15 protein-coding genes are annotated in these 20,544 nt (G+C 45.6%); 10 read left to right on the forward strand and 5 right to left on the reverse strand.

All coding sequences use genetic code 11. The features are described 5' to 3' along the window. Positions 1 to 48 precede the first annotated feature (48 nt). Positions 49 to 1,005 carry a D-2-hydroxyacid dehydrogenase gene (locus NST94_RS04895; protein ID WP_076129248.1) on the reverse strand — a complete coding sequence of 319 codons (957 nt, stop codon included), beginning with the start codon at positions 1,003 to 1,005 and terminating at the stop codon, positions 49 to 51. 89 nt (positions 1,006 to 1,094) lie between these two features. Here NST94_RS04895 and thpR point away from each other — a divergent pair, with 89 nt between their 5' ends. The 3 genes from thpR (at position 1,095) to NST94_RS04910 (ending at position 3,459) form a co-directional block, all read left to right on the forward strand. Next, positions 1,095 to 1,697 (forward strand): RNA 2',3'-cyclic phosphodiesterase, encoded by a 603-nt coding sequence (gene thpR, locus NST94_RS04900; protein WP_076194205.1) that lies wholly within the window; start codon positions 1,095 to 1,097, stop codon positions 1,695 to 1,697. Positions 1,698 to 1,774: 77 nt separating this feature from the next. Continuing rightward, positions 1,775 to 2,701: a cell wall hydrolase gene (locus tag NST94_RS04905; RefSeq protein ID WP_076185046.1), complete on the forward strand. Its 927-nt coding sequence runs from the start codon at positions 1,775 to 1,777 to the stop codon at positions 2,699 to 2,701. Positions 2,702 to 2,775: 74 nt separating this feature from the next. Further along, on the forward strand, positions 2,776 to 3,459 hold the full coding sequence (locus tag NST94_RS04910) for a metal-dependent hydrolase (RefSeq protein ID WP_076304996.1): 684 nt from the start codon (positions 2,776 to 2,778) through the stop codon (positions 3,457 to 3,459). Positions 3,460 to 3,525: 66 nt separating this feature from the next. Here NST94_RS04910 and NST94_RS04915 read toward each other — a convergent pair whose 3' ends face one another. Beyond that, positions 3,526 to 4,713 (reverse strand): glycosyltransferase, encoded by a 1,188-nt coding sequence (locus NST94_RS04915; protein WP_076129244.1) that lies wholly within the window; start codon positions 4,711 to 4,713, stop codon positions 3,526 to 3,528. A gap of 265 nt (positions 4,714 to 4,978) precedes the next feature. Between NST94_RS04915 and NST94_RS04920 the strand changes: the two genes are divergently transcribed. The 5 genes from NST94_RS04920 (at position 4,979) to NST94_RS04940 (ending at position 14,970) form a co-directional block, all read left to right on the forward strand. Beyond that, positions 4,979 to 5,554: a TetR/AcrR family transcriptional regulator gene (locus NST94_RS04920; RefSeq protein WP_076129243.1), complete on the forward strand. Its 576-nt coding sequence runs from the start codon at positions 4,979 to 4,981 to the stop codon at positions 5,552 to 5,554. Positions 5,555 to 5,766: 212 nt separating this feature from the next. Then, on the forward strand, positions 5,767 to 8,121 hold the full coding sequence (locus NST94_RS04925; protein WP_339281736.1) for a YhgE/Pip domain-containing protein: 2,355 nt from the start codon (positions 5,767 to 5,769) through the stop codon (positions 8,119 to 8,121). A 376-nt stretch (positions 8,122 to 8,497) separates the two neighbouring features. Beyond that, positions 8,498 to 13,093: a glutamate synthase large subunit gene (gltB, locus tag NST94_RS04930; protein ID WP_339281737.1), complete on the forward strand. Its 4,596-nt coding sequence runs from the start codon at positions 8,498 to 8,500 to the stop codon at positions 13,091 to 13,093. A 169-nt stretch (positions 13,094 to 13,262) separates the two neighbouring features. Then, the gene (locus NST94_RS04935; protein ID WP_232061156.1) at positions 13,263 to 14,189 is read left to right on the forward strand and encodes an ABC transporter ATP-binding protein; all 927 of its coding nucleotides are present in this window, start codon (positions 13,263 to 13,265) and stop codon (positions 14,187 to 14,189) included. Next, entirely contained in the window at positions 14,182 to 14,970 is a 789-nt protein-coding gene (locus NST94_RS04940; RefSeq protein WP_076185050.1) for an ABC transporter permease, read from the forward strand. The genes NST94_RS04935 and NST94_RS04940 overlap by 8 nt, the downstream gene beginning before the upstream one ends. A gap of 8 nt (positions 14,971 to 14,978) precedes the next feature. Here NST94_RS04940 and NST94_RS04945 read toward each other — a convergent pair whose 3' ends face one another. Both NST94_RS04945 and NST94_RS04950 read right to left on the reverse strand, forming a co-directional pair. Next, on the reverse strand, positions 14,979 to 15,428 hold the full coding sequence (locus NST94_RS04945) for a polymer-forming cytoskeletal protein (RefSeq protein WP_038568928.1): 450 nt from the start codon (positions 15,426 to 15,428) through the stop codon (positions 14,979 to 14,981). Positions 15,429 to 15,466: 38 nt separating this feature from the next. Further along, positions 15,467 to 16,756, reverse strand: a complete 1,290-nt coding sequence (locus NST94_RS04950; RefSeq protein WP_081386428.1) for a peptidoglycan DD-metalloendopeptidase family protein — start codon at positions 16,754 to 16,756, stop codon at positions 15,467 to 15,469. A gap of 152 nt (positions 16,757 to 16,908) precedes the next feature. Between NST94_RS04950 and cls the strand changes: the two genes are divergently transcribed. After that, the gene (cls, locus tag NST94_RS04955) at positions 16,909 to 18,339 is read left to right on the forward strand and encodes a cardiolipin synthase (protein ID WP_076129238.1); all 1,431 of its coding nucleotides are present in this window, start codon (positions 16,909 to 16,911) and stop codon (positions 18,337 to 18,339) included. A 240-nt stretch (positions 18,340 to 18,579) separates the two neighbouring features. Beyond that, positions 18,580 to 19,419 (forward strand): YitT family protein, encoded by an 840-nt coding sequence (locus tag NST94_RS04960; protein ID WP_248547977.1) that lies wholly within the window; start codon positions 18,580 to 18,582, stop codon positions 19,417 to 19,419. A gap of 204 nt (positions 19,420 to 19,623) precedes the next feature. On the opposite strand, the gene ligD is transcribed toward NST94_RS04960, so the two are convergent. Further along, positions 19,624 to 20,508, reverse strand: coding sequence for a non-homologous end-joining DNA ligase (ligD, locus tag NST94_RS04965; protein ID WP_076276844.1), 885 nt, complete (start codon positions 20,506 to 20,508; stop codon positions 19,624 to 19,626). Positions 20,509 to 20,544 lie beyond the last annotated feature (36 nt).

The raw sequence follows: 20,544 nt of genomic DNA on the forward strand, positions 1-20,544 counted from the left end.
GGATTTTATTATTATAGAACAGATGTTCTTGTTTTGTAAAGCTTATTATTAATATTGCCGGTCATAATCAACAAGATTTAGAGAAGGTGTGCCTGATGATAAGTAAGACTTCACATTTTCGGTAAAAATATTAACGATCCGGTCAGCGTATTGATCTGTAATTCCAGCGGAGTGTGGAGTGATAATAACCTGCTCCATAGACCAAAGCGGATGATCCTGCGGAAGGGGTTCGGTCTCAAAAACATCCAACCCAGCACCACGGAGTTGTCCGCGATTCAATGCGTCGATCAGCGCCTCTGTATCGGTAGTTGCGCCCCGGCCAATGTTAATGTAATAGGAGCCTTCTTTAAACGCGGAGAAGCTGGTGGCATTAAATAAATGCTTGGTCTCATCGGTAATAGGAAGGGTATTGATGATGAAATCGCCTTGACTTACAGCTTCGGATAAACGATCTGTTGTATAGATTTGATCAAAGTCTGCGACTGGCTTACCGGAACGGCTGACACCGATAGTCTTCATCCGGAAGGCTTTAGCAATTCTGGCGGTTTCACTGCCGATCGCTCCAGTTCCAGCTATTACGGCTGTTTTACCGAACAGCTCGCTTTCACTGCCATCAGATTTCCAAATACGGTTCTGCTGATTGCGTACAGCTGTATGCAAATTACGGGTGAAGAGAAGTATGAACCCGAAGATTACCGCAGAAATAGGTTCGGCATGAACTCCGCTCCCACTGGTGAGCAGGATTCCTTGTTGTTTAAGACGATCGAGGGGAAGCTTCTCAATACCAGCAGACCAGGACTGAACCCAGCGAAGGGAGGACTCGGGGCGAAGGAGTGTATCCGAAATACCTTTTGCCCAGCCAATTACAATTTCTGCTTCTGCAAGCAGCTGCAAATCCGGATTTTTTGCGTCTCCTTGTGTAAATGTATAGCCTGGGGCAGCCGCTTTGATCCTTTCCTGCTGCTGAGATGTAAGTGGTTGTAGACATACTATAGACTTAGTCATGATGTGTTCCTCCTACTTTGTGGTTTAATGGATATGGATCATGTTATAGGTTAAGAATACCAAATCTATTGGAGAAGGTGAAATTGACCATGGATGCTAAAGCATCAGAGAACGAATCAGAACGGCTTTTTTTAGCTGTGAAATTACCTTCTGAGCTGCAAGAAATAGTGGCGCAGGCATGTTCAAAGCTATCTGAAAATTTTGATTTTGCTAAATGGACAAATCCGCAAGATTATCATATTACCCTGCAATTTTTAGGAGATACCCCAAAGGCCAAAATTCCAGATTTAGTGAAATCCTTGAGGAAGACTGCGGGGCAAGGCAGACCCTTCAATCTCTCTTTGGACAAATGGGACACATTTGGTCTTCCAGCTTCCCCAAGAGTCCTGTGGATAGGGGTTTCCGGCGAAATAGAGGCATTAAATCAATTAGCTGCCAGAGTGCATTCAGCGACGTTTCCACTAGGTTTTTCAGGCGAATCCAGGGCCTATAAACCGCATCTTACTGTGGCTCGAAAGTACCGGGGAAAAAATTCATATGATGATAAATTGCTGGAAAATTTACTGAAATTGGATGATGATTGGAACCTAAAAAACTATCAGAGAGACTGGACGATTGATAGTTTTGTGTTGTATGCTACCAGAATGTATGCCATTCCTATGTATGAAATTATTGAAAAGTTTACAGTTTAAAATCGATAATAAAGTTTTCAAAGCTTCCGTTTTCGGTTACATACAATAGGAATGTGCCGTGAAATAGGAGGAATATCATGTTAATTTTTAAACAAAACCGCTATATTGCGTTGCTCGTTGGCGTTATACTAGTGTGTTTCTCTGCCATAAGCTTATTGCAACCCGAACAAGTTGCGGAAGGGAAGGTGGACAGGGTGCAGATGGATAAGTTGCAATCCACTAGCCGTGCATCCGTACTTTCTCTTTTGCAAGATGAATCGAAGTCTAGTATAACGAGTAGCATTACGAGGGGCATTACTGAAGTTACACAAGCCAATAAGCTTAATAACACATTCAGTCTTTTAAGTTCCGCTTGGAAACCGGCGAAGGGTGTGGAATGGCTTAGTGTAAAAAAATTAAAACAAAAAAACACAAAAAACACATCGAACGTTTCCATTATTCGGGTGAAGGCTGATGTAGTACAATCCAAGCCAGCTGCGCAAAAAGCGTCGCAATTGGCGGAAACAGCAACAAAGAGTAGTCAGGCGACAGCGAAGACAGTCTCGGCTTCTCAGAAACATCCCCTCACAACATTGTACTTCTCTCGGACAGAGCTATTAAGCCAGGAGCAGCAAAGTAAAGCAACCCGGCGCTACGCTGTATCCGAAGAAGAACTGCTTCTGCTACAAAAAATTGTAATGGCAGAGGCGGAAGGTGAACCGTACAAGGGCAAGGTGGCAGTTGCCAACGTTGTTCTGAATAGGCTGCGGTCAGCCAATTTCCCCGACACGATATATAAGGTTATTTATCAGAAGAGCCAGTTCAGCCCTGTAGCTAACGGGCGTCTTAACCGTGTGAAGCCTAACGATGATAGTATTAAAGCGGTGAATGCTGCACTCTCCGGAGTAAAGGAAGTTCCCGATAATACTTACTTTTTCTTGTCGCTAAAACTTGCACAGGATCTGACCGTACATCATACACAGACTTATGTTAAAACCATTGGCAATCATACTTTTTATAAATAAATTTGGTGGATCTGTGAACCTCAGCGCTATATAGGGTAAACTAAACTATATGAATCTGGAGGTGGAAGATAACCATGAAAATCACTTATTATGGACATTCAGCTCTGCTGGTAGAGACGGGGAACGTGAAGGTTATTATTGACCCTTTTTTGTCAGGCAATCCGAACTCCGGTATTTCACCTGCCGATATTTCCGTTGATGCCGTTCTGCTTACTCACGGCCACTCTGACCATTTTGGAGATGCTGTCGAAATTGCCAAACAGAATGATTGTCCGATCTTTGCGGTGTTTGAGCTTGCCGAATATTGCCGGATGAAGGGTGCACAGGTAAAGCACATGAATATAGGTGGTAGTCATACCTATGCCGGGATGACTGTGAAATTTACGCAGGCATTTCATTCCTCATCCATTCAGGAGGGCGACTCTTGGATTTATGCTGGACAACCCGCGGGGATTTTGTTGACGATTGAGGGCAAGACGATTTTCCATGCGGGGGATACCGCGCTATTCAGCGATCTGCGCCTCATTGGAGAAAGGAATGCGATTGCCCTGGCAGCTCTGCCTATAGGCGATATGCTAACCATGGGACCAGATGACGCCTTGCTGGCCGCACGCTGGCTGCGGGCGGATAAGGTGATCCCGCTACATTACAATACATTTCCGGATATTGCTCAGGATGGTGCTGATTTCTGCGATCGCCTGCACCAAGAGGGAGTAGAAGGTTTCCCGCTTAAAGCTGGTGAGAGTGTAGAAATTTAAACCAATCCGATTTATATTAAAAAAAGCAGGTAGCCGGGGGAAATTCCCTGACTACCTGCTTATTCTTTAAGGTGTAATACATACAGGTTCTTCATTACGTGCTTGCGCTCTAGAGCCTCTGATTTCGGTTGCCTCGCTTACGGGGTTACCTAACATCTTCAGAACAGTAGTCGCACAGCTTTGCGGTTGATGTTTATCTGGAGCGAGACGTCGTCTGCGTTGCTCTTCCAGAACTGAATATTCACGAAGCATCATAGTGAACCATTTGTTCACTACTTCCGAGTCGAGCACCTCTGCCAGCCCAAGCTCTACGAAATATTGGCAGTTTTTCTCTTCCTGACCTGGAATAGCTTTATAGAAAAGCATCGGAATTCCTTTAGCCTGACCTTCTGTGCAGGTCATCCCTCCAGGCTTCGTGATCAGCAGGTCTGAGGCATCCATCAATTTATTGATTTCACTGCTATATCCCAGAATTTTAACATTGGGATGATTAAGCAGTGGATTGGACTTCATTTTGGCGATTAGCTTCTCATTGCTGCCCATACAGAACACGAGCTGAATATCATCCATTCTGGCGGTGAGGGAATGCATAATCTCTTTGCCGAACATTAACCCCCAGCCTCCACCCATAATGAGTACGGTTGGGATATCAGCCAATCCCAGTTCCTTGCGCAGCAGCGTCTTGTTGGAGCGTTCCCAGAACTTTGGATGCACTGGGATGCCAGTGACGGTTACTAGCTCTGGAGCGATCCCACGGCCTGTCAGAATGGATTTGACGCGTGGGGTAGATACGAGATAACGATTGACCTCGGAATTTACCCAGCTCCCATGTGCATCATAATCTGTAATTAATGTATACAGAGGCACATTTAATCCACGACGCTTTAGTCTGGAAATGACCGCAGCCGGAATGGGATGAGTGCAGATAATCAAATCAGGCTTTAGCTGTTCGATCACCTGTGAAGCATGTGTATAAAAAATCCGGTGAAGCGCCATTTTAGTCAACGGGTTCAATGATTTATGATATTGTGTCTTATACATCATGCCGACCAGCTTAGGCTGGCTGCTAACTGTTTTGCGGTAAGCGGAAAGAATCCAAGGGGCGACCGTCGGGTTAAGAAATTTCCCCAGCTCGATGACTCGGCACTGGACATCCGGATTCAGCAGCTTTATTCCTTCGGCCAGAGCATAGGCTGCTCCTGTGTGGCCCGTACCGAAGCCTTCCGAAAACAGCAGTACTCTTTTCTTTCGCATAAGTTCACCTGCTACTTTCCTTTTCTATAGAAATGCTTTCCTTCTTCTAATTATACTAGGAAATCTATACTATACTCACATTATACAAGTAAGACGTAAATAGAAAGTTAAAACCCTGCAATAAATAAAAAAATAAAAGGTTCGCCCAAAGTATTGCAAACTAGAAAACAACATGATAAAGTAGTGAATGACCAATTGACCGGATTAGTAAAGTGGTCAGAAGTCAGCGGGAACGATATTTTCTGGAGAAAGGAAGTGTGCACAGGTGGCAGTGGTGGATCGAAGACAGCAGGTGCTTCAGGCCGCAGCGAAATCTTTTTCATTATTTGGCTATAAGGCAACTACAATGGATCAGGTTGCTAAGATTGCAAATGTCGGTAAGGGAACCATCTACACCTTTTTTACAAACAAAGAGCAATTGTTTGACGAGATCCTGCGCGATATGATGATGGAAATGAAGACGATAGCTGAACGGGAGATCAGGCGAGACAGACCTTTCTTTGATAACTTGCATCGTGTGCTGGATGCTCTGCTTGAGTTTCGAAGTGAGCAGGAGCTATTCATAAAACTTTCCCAGGAGAATCGCGAATTCGGTACGCCGCAGGCTGGAGAAGGACTCGAGAAGATCGAGAACGTAGTTTTAGAATATTTAGAACGGGAGGTGCAACAAGCGCTCCAACAGGGAGAAATCAAACCTTGCGATCCCAAAATCGTCTCGGTAGTCATGTTCAGATTATATATTGTATTGACTGCTGAACTGAATAAAACACATACTCCCTTGGACAAGGAACAGATCAAGATGTATTTTCATTTGTTTCTCGCCGAAGGATTGGCACAGTAAGGGTTGATTCAGGATAGGGATGGCGTTCTCAGCATCACTCGATTCGCTTTCCCTTAACAATTCTCAAGATGATTAGGCATTGAAGAAGAGCCGCAAGGCATTTTTTTATACCCTGAATTGACCGAATGGGGAAAACAGTCACTTAGTGTTACGTAATATTTCGCAAACAAAGCATTTTAAAGAGAGCATAAGCTCATAAGGAGAGAACCAGAATGAAATCATTATCCGTATTTACCAAGGATCTTGGAGCAGCCCTTAGAAATCCGAAGGTGCTGATTCCGATGATTGCTATCCTATTTATTCCGGTGATGTACAGCGGATTCTTCCTGAAGGCATTCTGGGATCCGTATGGCAAGATGAATGAACTTCCGGTTGCTGTGGTCAACCAGGATGTCGGCGCTAATTATGAAGGCAAGCAACTACAAGCCGGTAATGATCTTATAGAAGAGTTGAAGGTAACCGACGGCTTCCAGTGGAACTTCGTTTCCCTTGAAGAAGCGGAAGCAGGAATGAAGGACAATACTTATTATATGTCGATCATTGTTCCGGAAGACTTTTCTGCTAAAGCTACTACTCTTATGGATGATGAACCACAGCCGGCAAAAATTATTTATGAGCCAAATGAAGGTTATAACTTCTTGGCTGGTCAGATCGGTGGTACGGCTGTAGCAGAAATTAAAAATAAAGTATCTGCTAAAGTAACAGAAGCTTATGTTGAGTCTGTATTCAATCAGATTACAGAAGTATCTGATGGATTGGGCGAAGCCGGAGATGGTGCTTCCAAGATCGCTGATGGCGCTGGTAAGCTAGATGACGGAGCCTTGAAGCTGAAAGATAATCTACTTGTACTGACAGATGGTACAGGTAAACTTCAAAATGGTGTAGAACCCCTTACACAAGGTGTGACTGATTTGAATGCAGGTGCTACGGCGCTTAAAACAGGATCAACCACGTTGGCAAGCGGATTGCAACAATTGTCTACTGCACATACGCAACTTCAAGACGGTGTTGCACAAAGTTCTGCCGGCAGTAAACAGCTTAGTGACGGCTTGAAACAAGCTGTAACAGGTGCTACACAGCTTCAGGCGGGAACACAGTCTGCTGTGGATGGTACTTCTAAACTACAAGCAGGAACACAATCTTTAGTTGATGGCAGCGCGAAGCTGGAAGCGGGCTTAACTTCTTCCGTAGATGGCAGCGCGAAACTGGAAGCGGGTTTGCAAGCTTCCGCCGCAGGCAGCACGAAGGTAACTGAGGGTGCTAAAGCGGTAGCTCAAGGATTGGAGCAATTGGCACAGGCTAGTCCTGAGCTGGCACAAAATCCAGCGGTACAGAAGCTGCTGGCAGCTAGTGCAGCCGTGGCACAAGGCAGTGAGCAACTGCAACAAAGCCAAGAGCAGCTGGCACAGGGTGCTACTGCACTCCACAGTGGGCAAGAGCAACTGGCACAAGGTGCAACTCAACTGCACTCGGGTTCACAGCAGGTAGCTGCTGGTGTAACTCAGTTGCATGATGGAGCAAAGCAATTAAATGCTGGTAGCACACAGCTGTTGACAGGACAACAAAAACTGGCACAAGGCGCATCTGCACTTGTAACTGGTGGCGATAAGCTGAATGCAGGAATGCAACAATTTGGTGCGAAGCTTAAAGAAGCTGCAGCTGGAGGCAGCAAGCTGGCTGAAGGCGGTAAAGCACTTGGTGATGGTACCTCAAAACTGCTTAGCGGTGTAGGCGAACTAGGTTCCGGTATCAGTGCGGTTGCAGATGGTTCGAAAAAACTGGCTGATGGCGCAGGCGAGCTGAAAGATGGTATGGATGATCTAAAATCTGGATCAACAGAACTGGCAACTAAGCTTGGCGATGCTGCTGAAAAAACAGGCAGTGTGAACAAAACAGATGCAATGATGGAAATGTTCGCACAACCAGTTGTGGTTGAGGATAAAGTTGTGAATCATGTTCCGAATTATGGTACAGGTTTTGCTCCTTACTTCCTATCCCTTGGATTATTTGTAGGTGCTTTGATTTCAACAATTGTTATTCCAATGCGTGATTCGGCTGTCCTTGGTGCTAGCCGTATGAACCGTTTCATCAGCCGTACGCTTACCTTCACAATGATGAGCTTTATCCAGTCTATGCTGGCTGCTGTGGTTGTATTGTACGGACTTGGACTGGAAGTACAAAGTAAACCGCTATTCTTCGTATTTACATTTTTAACAAGCTTAGTTTACACATGGGTAGTTCAAGCGATTGTTACTTGGATGGATCAACCGGGACGTTTCGTTGTTATCGTTATTCTTATCTTCCAATTAACAACTAGTGCCGGAACATTCCCACTTGAATTGATTCCTAACTGGATGAAATTCTTTAATCCACTGCTTCCAATGACTTACACAGTTAGTGGTCTCAAAGCAGTAATTTCTACAGGTGACTTCAGTGCAATGTGGGGAGATGTAGGTATCCTGGCAATCTTTGGTCTTGGATTCCTTGCTCTTACCTTCGCTTACTTCATGACTCGTAGCCGTGAGAATGAAGTTGGAGTGAATAGTGAACAAGTTTTGACTGTATAAACTGATAAATTTTTTGAAAAAAAAGTATAAAAAAGCGTCTCCTCCGGGAGACGCTTTTTTTGATTTAAAATCATAAAAACCCTTTTTCTTGCAAACATATTAGAAGGAGTGAAAAATCTTGCAACGCTTTCATTGCATATGCACTTATGCGTTATTTATGCATAATTATGCAACATGAAGTTTTTTTAAACTTTTACTCGCTAAAGCTGTGATGCAAAAACAATTGTTAATCAGCATCATAAAAAAGTTTAAATTGCGCTGATGATACCTCGGTGATAAAATAATAGCACTAATCTGGATTGAATAATTATTAAGATTTTCATGTGAAAAATTTTCCTAAGACATTGCATACTTTATAATAGAAAGGTTGCGTTCGATGAAACACACTGAACTGCCCGTAAAACAGGGCCTGTATGATCCCCAGTTCGAAAAAGATGCTTGCGGCATGGGATTTGTAGCTCATATTAAAGGCACACCGTCTCACAATATCGTAAGTAATGCTTTGACAATGCTCTTTAATATGGAGCATCGGGGAGGCCAAGGTAGCGAACCCAATTCTGGTGACGGAGCAGGTATCATGCTTCAAATTCCGCACCGTTTCTTTGCAAGCGAAGCTCAGAAGCTAGGCTTTGCTTTGCCGGAACAAGGCCATTATGGCGTGGGCATGATTTTTTTATCTCATAACGAAGAAGTTCGGGCGCAGCATGAAGCTCTCTTAAGCAATATTATTGCTGAAGAAGGTCAAATAGTACTCGGCTATCGTGATGTGCCTACCTATGATGAAATGCTTGGCAAGACAGCGAAAGCTGCTAAGCCTTTTGTGCGTCAAGTATTTATCGGCCGCTCGGCTTCAGTCACGAATGAGTTGTCTTTTGAACGTAAGCTTTATGTAATCCGCAAACGTGCAGAGCTTGCCATTCGTTACGGTGGTGCAGAAGAGGATGAATCCTTCTATATTCCAAGCTTGTCGTGCCGTAAGATTGTATACAAAGGCATGCTGACTACAGAACAAGTCGGACAATTCTACCTTGATTTGCAGAACGAAGAGCTGGAATCAGCGATCGCGTTAGTTCACTCCCGTTTCAGCACGAACACCTTCCCAAGCTGGGAACGTGCGCATCCCTACCGCTTTATGATCCACAACGGTGAGATCAACACCTTGCGTGGTAATGTGAACTGGATGCATGCGCGCCAGTCATTGTTTAAGAGCGAAGTGTTTGGTGAAGATCTGAATAAGATCAAGCCTGTTATTAACCCGGATGGATCGGACACTGCAATGTTCGATAACACCTTTGAGTTTCTCTATTTGAGCGGACGCTCCCTGCCACAGGTAGCCATGATGATGGTTCCTGAACCATGGAGCAATCATGATAGTATGGATGCTGATAAAAAAGCATTTTATGAATATCACAGTACTCTAATGGAGCCATGGGACGGGCCTGCTGCAATGGGCTTTACCGATGGGATACAAATCGGCGCTATTCTGGACCGTAACGGCCTGCGTCCTGCTCGTTATTATGTAACGAAAGACGATATGATTATTTTATCCTCAGAAGCCGGTGTACTGGACATTCCAGCAGAGGACATCCTATATAAAGACCGCCTGAAGCCTGGACGCATGCTGCTCGTGGATACGAAGGAAGGCCGCATTATCTCCGATGAGGAAGTTAAATCGGCTATCGCCTCTGAGAAGCCTTATCGCCAGTGGCTGGATGAGCATTTGATCAGTCTTGATGAGCTTCCGGATGCACCTGAACTGCCAAATCCTAAGCATGACAATGTACAACAGCTACAGCAGGCTTTCGGCTATACTTTTGAAGACTTGCGTAAGGTGCTTGAGCCAATGGCATCTACTGGTGCTGAGGCTGTCGGTTCCATGGGTTATGATGCTCCGCTCGCCGTATTTTCGGACCGCCCGCAACGTCTCTATAACTATTTCAAACAAATGTTTGCTCAGGTAACGAATCCACCCATCGATGCCATTCGTGAAGAGCTGGTTACATCTACAAAGACTACGATTGGACCAGAGCGTAATTTGCTTAAACCGGAACCGGAAAGCTGTCGCCAGATCTCGCTGCAAACGCCAATTCTTTCGAACGAAGATTTTGCTAAGATTCGCCATGTTCGCCGTGCAGGCTTCAAATCGATGTCTATTCCAATTCTTTTCCCGGCTGAGCTTGGGGCAGAAGGATTACGCATCGCGCTTGAGCGCATGAACGAGGCTGCTGACCGTGTTATGGCTAAAGGGCATAACATTCTGATTCTGACTGACCGCGGTGTGGACAGTGAGAATGCTGCGATTCCAGCTCTGCTTGCGGTATCGAGTCTGCATCACCATTTGATCCGCCAAGGAACACGGACGAAAGTTAGTATTTTGCTGGAATCCGGTGAACCACGTGAAGTCCATCATTATGCGCTGCTGCTCGGTTATGGTGTGAGTGCAGTAAATCCTTATCTGGCTTTTGAAAGCTTGGATGACATGATCGGCCAAGGCTTATTGCGGGGAATCTCGCATGAAAAAGCAGTGAAGAACTATATTAAAGCTGCGACTAAGAGCGTAGTTAAGATTCTTTCCAAAATGGGAATTTCGACGATTCAATCTTACCGCGGTGCGCAGATTTTTGAAGCTGTGGGTCTGAACTCTGAGTTCGTGGATCGTTACTTTACTTGGACACCTTCCCGCATTGGGGGGATTGGCCTGGAGGAAGTGGCAACTGAGGCGCTTATCCATCATAACCGTGCTTTTACAGAAAAAGACGGAAATGATAAGGTGCTTGACTCCGGTGGCGATTATCAATGGCGTAATGATGGGGAAGAGCATCTATTCAATCCACAGACGATTCATCTGCTTCAGCACTCTGTGCGTAGCGGGAATTATGATATGTACAAGAAATATGCTGCCCTTGTTCAAGGAGAAAGCGAGAAGCAATTGACGCTTCGTTCCTTGTTGCAATTCAAGTCAGCCTATGAACCGATTCCACTGGAAGAAGTAGAATCTGCATCGTCCATTATGAAACGTTTTAAGACGGGTGCAATGTCCTTTGGTTCCATTAGTAAGGAAGCACATGAGACATTGGCCATTGCGATGAACCGGATCGGTGGCAAGAGTAATACAGGTGAAGGCGGCGAAGATCCAGCCCGCTATATTCCGGATAGCAATGGTGATTCACGTCGCAGTGCGATTAAACAAGTAGCTTCTGGACGTTTTGGTGTTACCTCGAACTACCTAGTTAACGCTGATGAGATCCAGATTAAAATGGCTCAGGGCGCTAAACCAGGGGAAGGTGGACAGCTTCCGGGACGTAAAGTTTATCCTTGGGTCGCTGAAGTACGTGGCTCAACAGCAGGTGTCGGTCTGATCTCACCTCCACCGCATCATGATATTTACTCTATCGAGGATTTGGCAGAGCTGATCTATGATCTGAAAAATGCAAATCCACGTGCAAACATTAATGTTAAGCTCGTATCGGAAGTTGGAGTGGGTACGATTGCTGCGGGTGTAGCCAAAGGGCGCGCTGATATTATCTTGGTTAGTGGCTATGATGGAGGTACAGGGGCATCGCCGATGAACTCCATTCGTCATGCGGGTCTTCCGTGGGAGCTTGGCTTGGCTGAAACCCATCAGACATTGATGCTCAACAATCTGCGTGACCGTGTAGTTCTGGAAACAGATGGTAAAATGCTGAGTGGCCGCGATTTGGCTGTAGCTGTATTGCTTGGGGCCGAAGAGTATGGTTTTGCCACTGCTCCGCTAGTATCTGTTGGCTGTATTATGATGCGTGTCTGCCAAATGGATACTTGTCCGGTTGGTGTAGCTACACAGAATCCGGATCTTCGTAAGAACTTTACCGGTGATCCGCAGCATGTAGTTAACTTTATGACCTTCGTGGCACAGGATCTACGTGAAATTATGGCAAGTCTCGGCTTCCGTACAATTGAAGAGATGGTAGGCCGTACCGATTGTCTAGACGCAACTCAGGCGTCGAAGCATTGGAAGAAGAAAGGCATAGATTTGAGCAGCCTGCTGCATACACCGGAATTACCGGAAGGAAGCACACGCTTCCGCAGTAAATACCAGAATCATGGTCTGGAAGAGACACTGGATGTTTCGCAGCTGCTCGACCTGGCAGCACCTGCACTGGAATCAGGTACGGCTGTTGAGACATCACTGCCAATCACGAACGTTAATCGTGCCGTCGGAACTATCCTTGGCAGCGAGCTGACCCGCAAGTATGGGGCCGCAGGTTTGCCGGATGATACGATTCGGCTTCATTTCACCGGTTCTGCTGGTCAAAGCTTGGGTGCATTCGTGCCTAAGGGAATCACGCTTACGGTGGAAGGAGATTCCAATGACTATGTAGGTAAAGGATTGTCGGGTGGTAAGATTATTATCAAGCCATCTCCGAAAGCTACCTTTGCTGCTGAGGACAATATCATTATCGGAAATACTGCATTCTACGGTGCAACAGGTGGAGAAGCTTATATTAACGGTATCGCTGGTGAACGTTTTGCCGTCCGTAACTCCGGAGCGAAGGTTGTTGTAGAAGGCGTGGGTGACCACGGCTGTGAATACATGACTGGAGGCCGAGTGGTTGTCCTTGGTGAAACTGGCCGTAACTTTGCGGCAGGGATGTCAGGCGGTATCGCTTATGTCTACGACCCAGATAGAACCTTCATCGGCCGCTGCAATCTCGAAATGGTACTGCTCGAGAGAGTGGAAGAGTCTGAGGAGATCGAAGAGCTGCGTGAGCTGATTATCCGCCATACCGAGCTTACAGGTAGTGCGGCTGGCGCACGAGTACTGAATCAGTGGGCAGATAGCTTGCCGAACTTCGTTCGTGTCATTCCGAAGGATTACAAACGGATGATGGAGCAAATTCGCAAGGTAGAACAAACCGGATTGACCGGAGAAGCTGCGTTGATGGCTGCATTTGAAGCAAATATGCGCGAGCTTGCCCGTGTTGGCGGTTAAACTGTTGTACTTGAATGAAATAGGAACTAAATGAATAAGGGGACCTGACTCTTCCTAATACCGGAGAAGTCAGGTTCCTTTTTTAGCTGGCAGACTCTTATCCTCTAGTGATTTTCGAAAAAAAGGGTATATGTGGTAAACTAGGTTATAGATGAAAGGAAGTGAGACTATGTCGAATACAGAAATATTGATGGAGCCTGTTGCCCGCCTGCAGGGAGTCACCAAAAAAATCGGCTCGAAAACGCTGGTGAGCGATTTAACGCTGGACATCCCGCCTGGACAAATCTTCGGTTTTTTGGGACCGAACGGAGCAGGTAAGACTACTACAATACGGATGATGGTAGGATTGATTTCCATTAGTCGTGGAGACATCTTGATCTGTGGCCGTAGTATTAAAAACCATTTTGAAGAGGCTATCGCAAATATAGGGGCCATTGTAGAAAATCCAGAGATGTACAAGTTCCTCACCGGTTATCAGAATCTGCGCCAATATGCACGGATGGTGCCAGGGGTAACAAAGCAACGGATAGATGAGGTTGTCGAGCTAGTCGGACTAGGTCAAAGAATTCATGACAAAGTTAAGACCTATTCGCTAGGTATGCGTCAGAGGCTGGGAGTGGCTCAAGCACTGCTGCACAGACCCAAGCTGCTGATTCTAGATGAGCCAACCAACGGGCTGGACCCACAAGGGATACGCGAGCTCCGAGACTATTTACGCCGTTTATGTCAGGAAGAAGGAACAACTGTATTCGTCTCCAGTCATTTACTTTCCGAGATGGAGCTCATGTGTGACAGCGTTGCGATTATCCAAAATGGACGACTGGTGGATGTGAAGCAGCTGAAAGGGGTAGGCAATACTGTAATGCCTCTGGGAGAAACCTTGTTCGAGGTTGATAATGCTGAGGCTGCGTTAGCCCTCATTGGACGTGGAGTATTTAAGAGTGGGGGACTTGTGCTTGAGGCAGAGCGTGAGGAGATTGCAGAATTAAATGCCAAGCTAGTGGCAGGTGGGATTAAGGTGTATAACATCAGAACCCTTGCCCGTACGCTGGAGGATCAATTCTTAGAGGTTACAGGAGGTGAAGGAATTGGGTGAGTTTACAGCTCTCATACATAATGAGAATATCAAAATATACAGCCGTGTCCGCACATGGATTATGCTGCTTATTCTTGCAGTGATGAGCGTGCTGCTTCCTGCGCTTATTTATTTCACAAGCGAAGGCGATTCATCGCTTATGGGGCTTTGGGACAACTTTCAGATGACGGTGAGTATTGCGTTCTTCTTGAATACAATCTTTACCGTTGTAGTGGCTTCTGACTCCGTAGCGGGCGAATTTACCTGGGGAACCATTAAGCTGCTGCTGATTCGCCCGTGGAGTCGCTCCAAGATCCTGCTCTCGAAATATATTTCCATGGTGTTATTCAGTTTGCTTAGCACCGCAGTATTGATTGCTTTTGGGTTTGGTGCTTCGTTAATCTTCTCCTCATCTTCGGGAGATACGATGTCATCCATTACGGCTTGGAGTCCAGCGGAATATTCCTTCCTAGATCTCCTATGTCGTTACATTGAGCTTTTCCTGACTGCTGCTCTGGCTTTCATGGTATCTAGCGTATTCCGCGCAAGTGGGCTGGCTATTGGATTATCCTTATTTATTATGTTTGCCAAGAGTATTTTTACGGTTATTTTTAGTCCAGAACGGTTTGAATGGGCCCAATACTTGATCTTCACACATATGGATCTAAGAGGTTACCTATTGTCGGATACGGGTCCGGGGGGCTCAACACTTGGCTTCTCCATAGCTGTATTAGCGGTGTACTATATCCTATTCCTGGCCATTTCCTGGATTGTCTTCCGTAAAAGGGACGTTGCTTCATAGAAATAAGTCTAGCCGGCTTCAAGTGTTCCTTGAGCTTTGGAGGAGCGCTTGGCTGCCTTGTCCTTTTTCATATTACTTTTGGGCTCACCTGCTTTTTCAGAGGTGGGCTGTTCTTGCATGGCAATGGAGCCATTCAGGAGGCTGCCTTCCATAATGCTAAGTGCTCCTGCTGAAATATTGCCATGCAATTCTCCGGTTCCGGTCATAATGAGTCTGCGATCAGCCGTAACATCCCCGTATACTTTGCCGGCAATCACGATTTCTTCCGCTTTAATACTGGAGCGCACTGTTCCTTCTTCTCCTACAGTCACGACACCACTGCAAATAATCTCACCGCTAAAGGTACCCTCAATCCGCAGGTTTGTATCACATTGCACCTTACCCTCCAGTGTTCCTCCATGCCCAATTAGGGAATCGGTAGATTTAAAGGGGACACGCTGCTGCCGTTTGTTCCACATTTATAAATTCCTCCTATTTTGAAATTAAATGCAACCCTTTAGGGTTTGACATACGCCAAAGGGTTGACTGTTTTATTCTGCTTCACAACCTGAAAATGAAGATGAGGACCTGTGCTTCGGCCAGTGCTTCCAAGCAAGCCGATTTTCTGCCCTTTGCTAACCTTGTCTCCCGCAGATACGATCATTCCGTTCAAATGCATGTACCAGGTTTCCAATCCATTTGAATGCTTAATCACGATGTATTTTCCGCGTGCGCCCATTTGTTCCGCAGTAATAACCTCGCCATCTAAGGCAGCATATACAGGATCACCGATGTTCCCAGCAATATCGACACCGGAATGGAACGCAGACAAACCTTTGAATGGATCTGAGCGGTAGCCGAAGCTTGAAGAAATGACTTTGGACTCGGTAGGCCAGAGCGGTACAGCGTTAAGTTTAGCCTTTTCTGCACGGGCCTTTTGAGCTTGCAGATTTGCCTGTACGTTATTCTCATGCTCTGCCTGTGTGATCGTCTGTGTGATACTTTCCACCATTTCATCAAGCATCCCGTGAATCTCCTCAAAGTCATCCTTAGTTTCTTCCACCAAGCTCGTAGCGTCGTTCTGATACACCGCGATGTATTCTCCACCAACCTGCGGGGTGAGTGTTTTTGGAAGGGCTGCGGTGATGGCCCCAAAGCGGAAACTTATGGCGGATAGAGAAGTGGAAGATGAGTTCACTTCAGTACTCTGCTTAAAGGAAGTCTCTTTAGGAACAGGAGAAGAAAGACGGTTCGATAAACCTAATGTTGAATTTGAAGTGGCCGATCCAGCTTTTGATTTTTCTGTTGCGGATTTCTCCGGTTGAGATTCATTCGTGTCTGTAGCGGCAGCAGCACCTTTGCTTTTGTTAATCAATGCTTGCAGCTCCTGTTCCAGTGCATTTACACTCTTCAGCTTGTCTTTAATGTTATCTGCCTCTTCCGAAAGTTCGCTGACCTGGCTACGAAGCTGTGTTAAATCTTTATCCTTGTCGGCGACCTTCATTTCCATGCGGAGATTGGTTAGCGATAGTGCGGCTGCCTCGGCTTCTAGCTGTGAGATGGACTGAGAGGCATGGAAATGCATAGAGGTGACCAGACTGGAGATAGACAGGGCTGCTGCTGCCGGTAAGGCGAACGCTAGCGGTTTGGAAATGTGGAGCTGTTTGACTGGACGTCCGGCATCCCTTACGACAAGCAGCGTAATCCGTTTATGATCTGGCTGACTCTTCATGGCTTCTCCTTTCTGCGGCTTATGGCAGCCGCTTGCGATACCTGAGGCTAACGACTTTTCTTCCATTAGGCTCATCCGAATTGTCCTACTACTCTATGTATTCCATATCTTTCAGGAACATGACAACGGTTTGTTTGAATAAAGAAGGAGAGTTACGGCAAAACCTGTACTAGAGTCATCGCAGAGAGTCTATTGCATCTGTTTTTATTAATTGAGGGGGTAGAGAATTGAAGATTTTCGCGATAATTCTAATTCTTTTTATCATACAGATTGCATTGATTGTATTTCTGGAGTACCGACGCCCGCAAAGGGCTATAGCATGGTTGTTTATTTCCTTCTGTTGTCCACCGCTCGGTCTGGCATTCTATTATTTTCTAGGTCGTGACTACAGACAGAATAGAAAATTGAACAAAAGATGTACTTCACTCTTCCGGGAAATCCGTTCGTATGTCACTGGTAAGATTAAGGTAGTAAAACAAGCGTCGGATACTGGAAACGCTCAGTTTGAGAATAACGAGGGTTTATTGGTTTTGCTTGCAAAGCTCTCGGAAGGGCCTATTACAGGCCATAACAAAAGCAGAGTGCTGTCAACTGCAAGAGAAGCTTACGACGCTATGCTGGAAGCCATGGAAGAGGCAAAAGAACATATCCACATGCAATTTTATATTTATCGTGATGATGAGATCGGAGAACAGTTTCAGGACGTTATGATTCGAAAGGCGCGGCAGGGAGTAAAGGTGCGTTTGCTTTGTGATGGACTGGGCAGTCATCGATTAAGCCGTAGGTTTATTCGAACCCTGAGAAATGCCGGGGTGGAGTTCCACTTTTTTTTACCTCCGATTAGTTCTTTACTGGATCGTCGGTTTAATTTCCGCAATCATCGGAAGATCCTAGTGGTGGACGGATTGATTGGTTTTACGGGGGGAATGAATATCGGTGATGATTACTTAGGAAAGGACGCCAAGATGGGTTACTGGCGCGATACCCATCTGCGTTTAGAAGGAGATTCTGTTTATTATATTCAGTATGTCTTCCTGAAGGATTGGAGACTGGCCTCTGGTGAAGGTATGAGTCATCCTCGTTTGTTCCCTGAGCACTCTTGCAAGGAGCAAGAGGCCGTGCAGATTGTAGGAAGTGGACCGGATGCTGCGATCGATGCTTCTCAGGAGATGTATTTTGCCGCTTTTTGCTCTGCTAGGGAACGGATCTGGATTACTTCACCGTATTTTATTCCGGATCCTGCGATTTGTCGTGCTTTGAAGAGTGCAGTCCTTCGTGGAGTGGATGTTAGAATCATCATTCCGGCGAAGCCTGATAATAAGCTTGTTTATCATGCTTCTTTGTCTTATCTGGAGAATTTACAAGATGCAGGCGTGAAGTTCTATCGCTACACCAAAGGATTTATGCATGCTAAAGTCATGATTGTGGATGATCTGCTGGGTACGGTGGGAAGTGCGAATCTGGATATGCGCAGCTTCTATTCTAATTTCGAAATGACAGCGGTTTTGCTGCATCCTGAGACGATAGCAGAGCTAGTCGCGGGGTTTGAAAAGGATCAAAAGAACAGTGAATTCATTGATCCTGTAAAATTTAAGGAGAGAGGGAGAATTGTCAAACTCGGTGAAGGGCTATGTCAGTTGTTATCACCGCTGTTATGACCGGAAAGAGGACTAAATCTGAATTTTTCGAAGGATAGTACGTGTTCCATTCATTATTAGAGCATATTTTGTGATATAATAATTGTATAAGAAGAAATGTAAGAAAGTATAGATTGTAGTTATACTTCCGAATGTTTCAAAACTATACTGTTAAATTGTAGGGGGAGTTCTATGAATGTGAGTCCACAAATGTTTACCAAAGAGGAGCAGAACAAACTGCAGAAGACCGGTGCCCATAAAATGGCTAAGTTCGCGCAGCGTATGATCATGTTATCCGTAGGGGCCGCCATGATGGCTGTTGCACTTGAGATATTCCTAGTACCTAATCAAATGATTGATGGCGGGATTACCGGTATCTCCATTATTTTATCACATTTATTTGACATTCCTCTGGGTATATTATTGACACTGCTCAACCTTCCGTTCCTGTTAATCGGTTATAAGCAAATCGGTAAGACATTTGCCTTATCTACCTTATATGCGATTTTACTTATGTCTATCGGCACTTCAATGCTGCATCATGTAGAGGCCTTTACAGTTGAACCGATGCTTGCTGCCGTGTTTGGCGGTATCATTCTAGGTGTAGGTGTTGGATTAGTTGTACGTTTCGGGGGATCTCTAGACGGTACAGAAATTGTTGCGATTTTGGTAGCCAAGAAGCTTCCCTTCTCTGTAGGTGAAGTAGTTATGTTCTTCAACCTGTTCATCTTGTCCGGAGCTGGATTTGTGTTCGGTTGGAATAACGCGATGTTCTCCCTAATTGCTTATTATATTGCATTTAAGGTTATTGACATCACCCTTGAGGGTCTGGATCAATCGAAATCAGTATGGATTATCAGTGATAAATTCCGCGATATCGGGGAAGCTCTGACAGAGCGTCTTGGACGTGGTGTTACTTATTTAGATGGAGAAGGCGGATTTTCCGGTGAGAACAAGAAAGTGATCTTTGTAGTTATCACCCGTCTGGAAGAAGCTAAGCTTAAAACCATTGTTGAAGATTGGGATTCTGATGCATTCATCGCAATAGGTAACATCCATGATGTTAAAGGTGGCCGCTTCAAGAAGAAATCCATCCACTAGCGTAGCTCTTAAGTATCATTAACTGAAAGAAGGTATTTTTACGGATAAAAAAGCAATAAATACGGTGAACAAAGCTCGGCCTGCCGTATTCTTATATAGTATACCTTCTGTCCTTGAGTGGGACGCCAAATAAGCTCGTAGCATGTAGTTGATGCTGCGGGCTTATTGCTGTTTTTAGGGTCTTTTTTCTATGGGATTGCTCCTTTATGGGAGCTTAGCAATGAGCTGTTCAACGGGCTGTGGGGGCACTTTCTCTAAAAGATCTCCCATACGCAGAAGGCGTTCCTCGATATTGAGCAGATGAAAATTAGAGGGAGATACATTTTGCTGAACCTCCTCCCAGAGCAAGGGTGTAGAAACTGTAGCAAATGGTCTTGCGCGTGGTGTGTAAGGTGCAGCTAATGTTTTGCCGCTATAATGCTGAAGGTAGTCAAAATAAATTTTATCTCCGCGATTCTTTTTTAGACGTTCCAGGGTGAACAGGTTGGGATGCTTTTCGGTGACATAACGACCCACAAAATGCCCGATTTTCCGCAATCCATCAAAAGTAACGCCAGTCTCGATAGGGACGATGATTTGCACCCCGGTAGCACCGGAGGTTTTGGGTACAGAGGAGAGGCCAAGAGAGGTTAAGACCGCCCCAACGATCGCAGTTGCTTCCATGATGCGAGGTTCGATCTCAAGTGACGGATCAAGATCAATCATCCACTCACAGGGCAGCTCGCTGCCTACATAATGCAGGGAAGGGTGGAATTCCAAAGCAGCCAGATTCCCCAGCCAGATCAGCTCAGGTAAACCTTGCAGCTTGATATAGTTAATATTCTCGTGCACAGCGGTTTGGACAAAGGCCGGAAGAGGATCAGGCGCATTTTTCTGATAAAAGGACATTCCAGAGATGCCGTGCGGATAACGAATGACGGTAAGCAGCCGGTCTCGGCAATAACGCAGCAGATAGGGAGAGAGTGCAGCGAGCTTTTGCAGATAAATCCGTTTGGTAATGCCACATTCAGGCCACAGCAGCTTCTCTGGGTTAGTGATGATGATTTCTTCTCCGTCGATGGTAATTGTACCTTTGATCGCTGCCGGCATCGGGGAAACTCCTTTCTGTGATAGGAATGAAGGTAT

It is taken from the genome of Paenibacillus sp. FSL H8-0282, assembly GCF_037963825.1.
Classification (GTDB): domain Bacteria; phylum Bacillota; class Bacilli; order Paenibacillales; family Paenibacillaceae; genus Paenibacillus_AQ; species Paenibacillus_AQ odorifer.

Excerpts from the sequence above, each read along its gene's own strand:
- NST94_RS04895 (WP_076129248.1), bottom strand. The coding sequence starts at position 1,005 with ATGACTAAGTCTATAGTATGTCTACAACCACTTACATCTCAGCAGCAG.
- NST94_RS04945 (WP_038568928.1), bottom strand. The coding sequence starts at position 15,428 with ATGTGGAACAAACGGCAGCAGCGTGTCCCCTTTAAATCTACCGATTCC.
- NST94_RS04905 (WP_076185046.1), top strand. The coding sequence starts at position 1,775 with ATGTTAATTTTTAAACAAAACCGCTATATTGCGTTGCTCGTTGGCGTT.
- NST94_RS04915 (WP_076129244.1), bottom strand. The coding sequence starts at position 4,713 with ATGCGAAAGAAAAGAGTACTGCTGTTTTCGGAAGGCTTCGGTACGGGC.
- NST94_RS04925 (WP_339281736.1), top strand. The coding sequence starts at position 5,767 with ATGAAATCATTATCCGTATTTACCAAGGATCTTGGAGCAGCCCTTAGA.
- NST94_RS04935 (WP_232061156.1), top strand. The coding sequence starts at position 13,263 with ATGTCGAATACAGAAATATTGATGGAGCCTGTTGCCCGCCTGCAGGGA.
- NST94_RS04960 (WP_248547977.1), top strand. The coding sequence starts at position 18,580 with ATGGCTAAGTTCGCGCAGCGTATGATCATGTTATCCGTAGGGGCCGCC.
- NST94_RS04950 (WP_081386428.1), bottom strand. The coding sequence starts at position 16,756 with ATGAGCCTAATGGAAGAAAAGTCGTTAGCCTCAGGTATCGCAAGCGGC.
- thpR (WP_076194205.1), top strand. The coding sequence starts at position 1,095 with ATGGATGCTAAAGCATCAGAGAACGAATCAGAACGGCTTTTTTTAGCT.
- NST94_RS04910 (WP_076304996.1), top strand. The coding sequence starts at position 2,776 with ATGAAAATCACTTATTATGGACATTCAGCTCTGCTGGTAGAGACGGGG.
- gltB (WP_339281737.1), top strand. The coding sequence starts at position 8,498 with ATGAAACACACTGAACTGCCCGTAAAACAGGGCCTGTATGATCCCCAG.
- ligD (WP_076276844.1), bottom strand. The coding sequence starts at position 20,508 with ATGCCGGCAGCGATCAAAGGTACAATTACCATCGACGGAGAAGAAATC.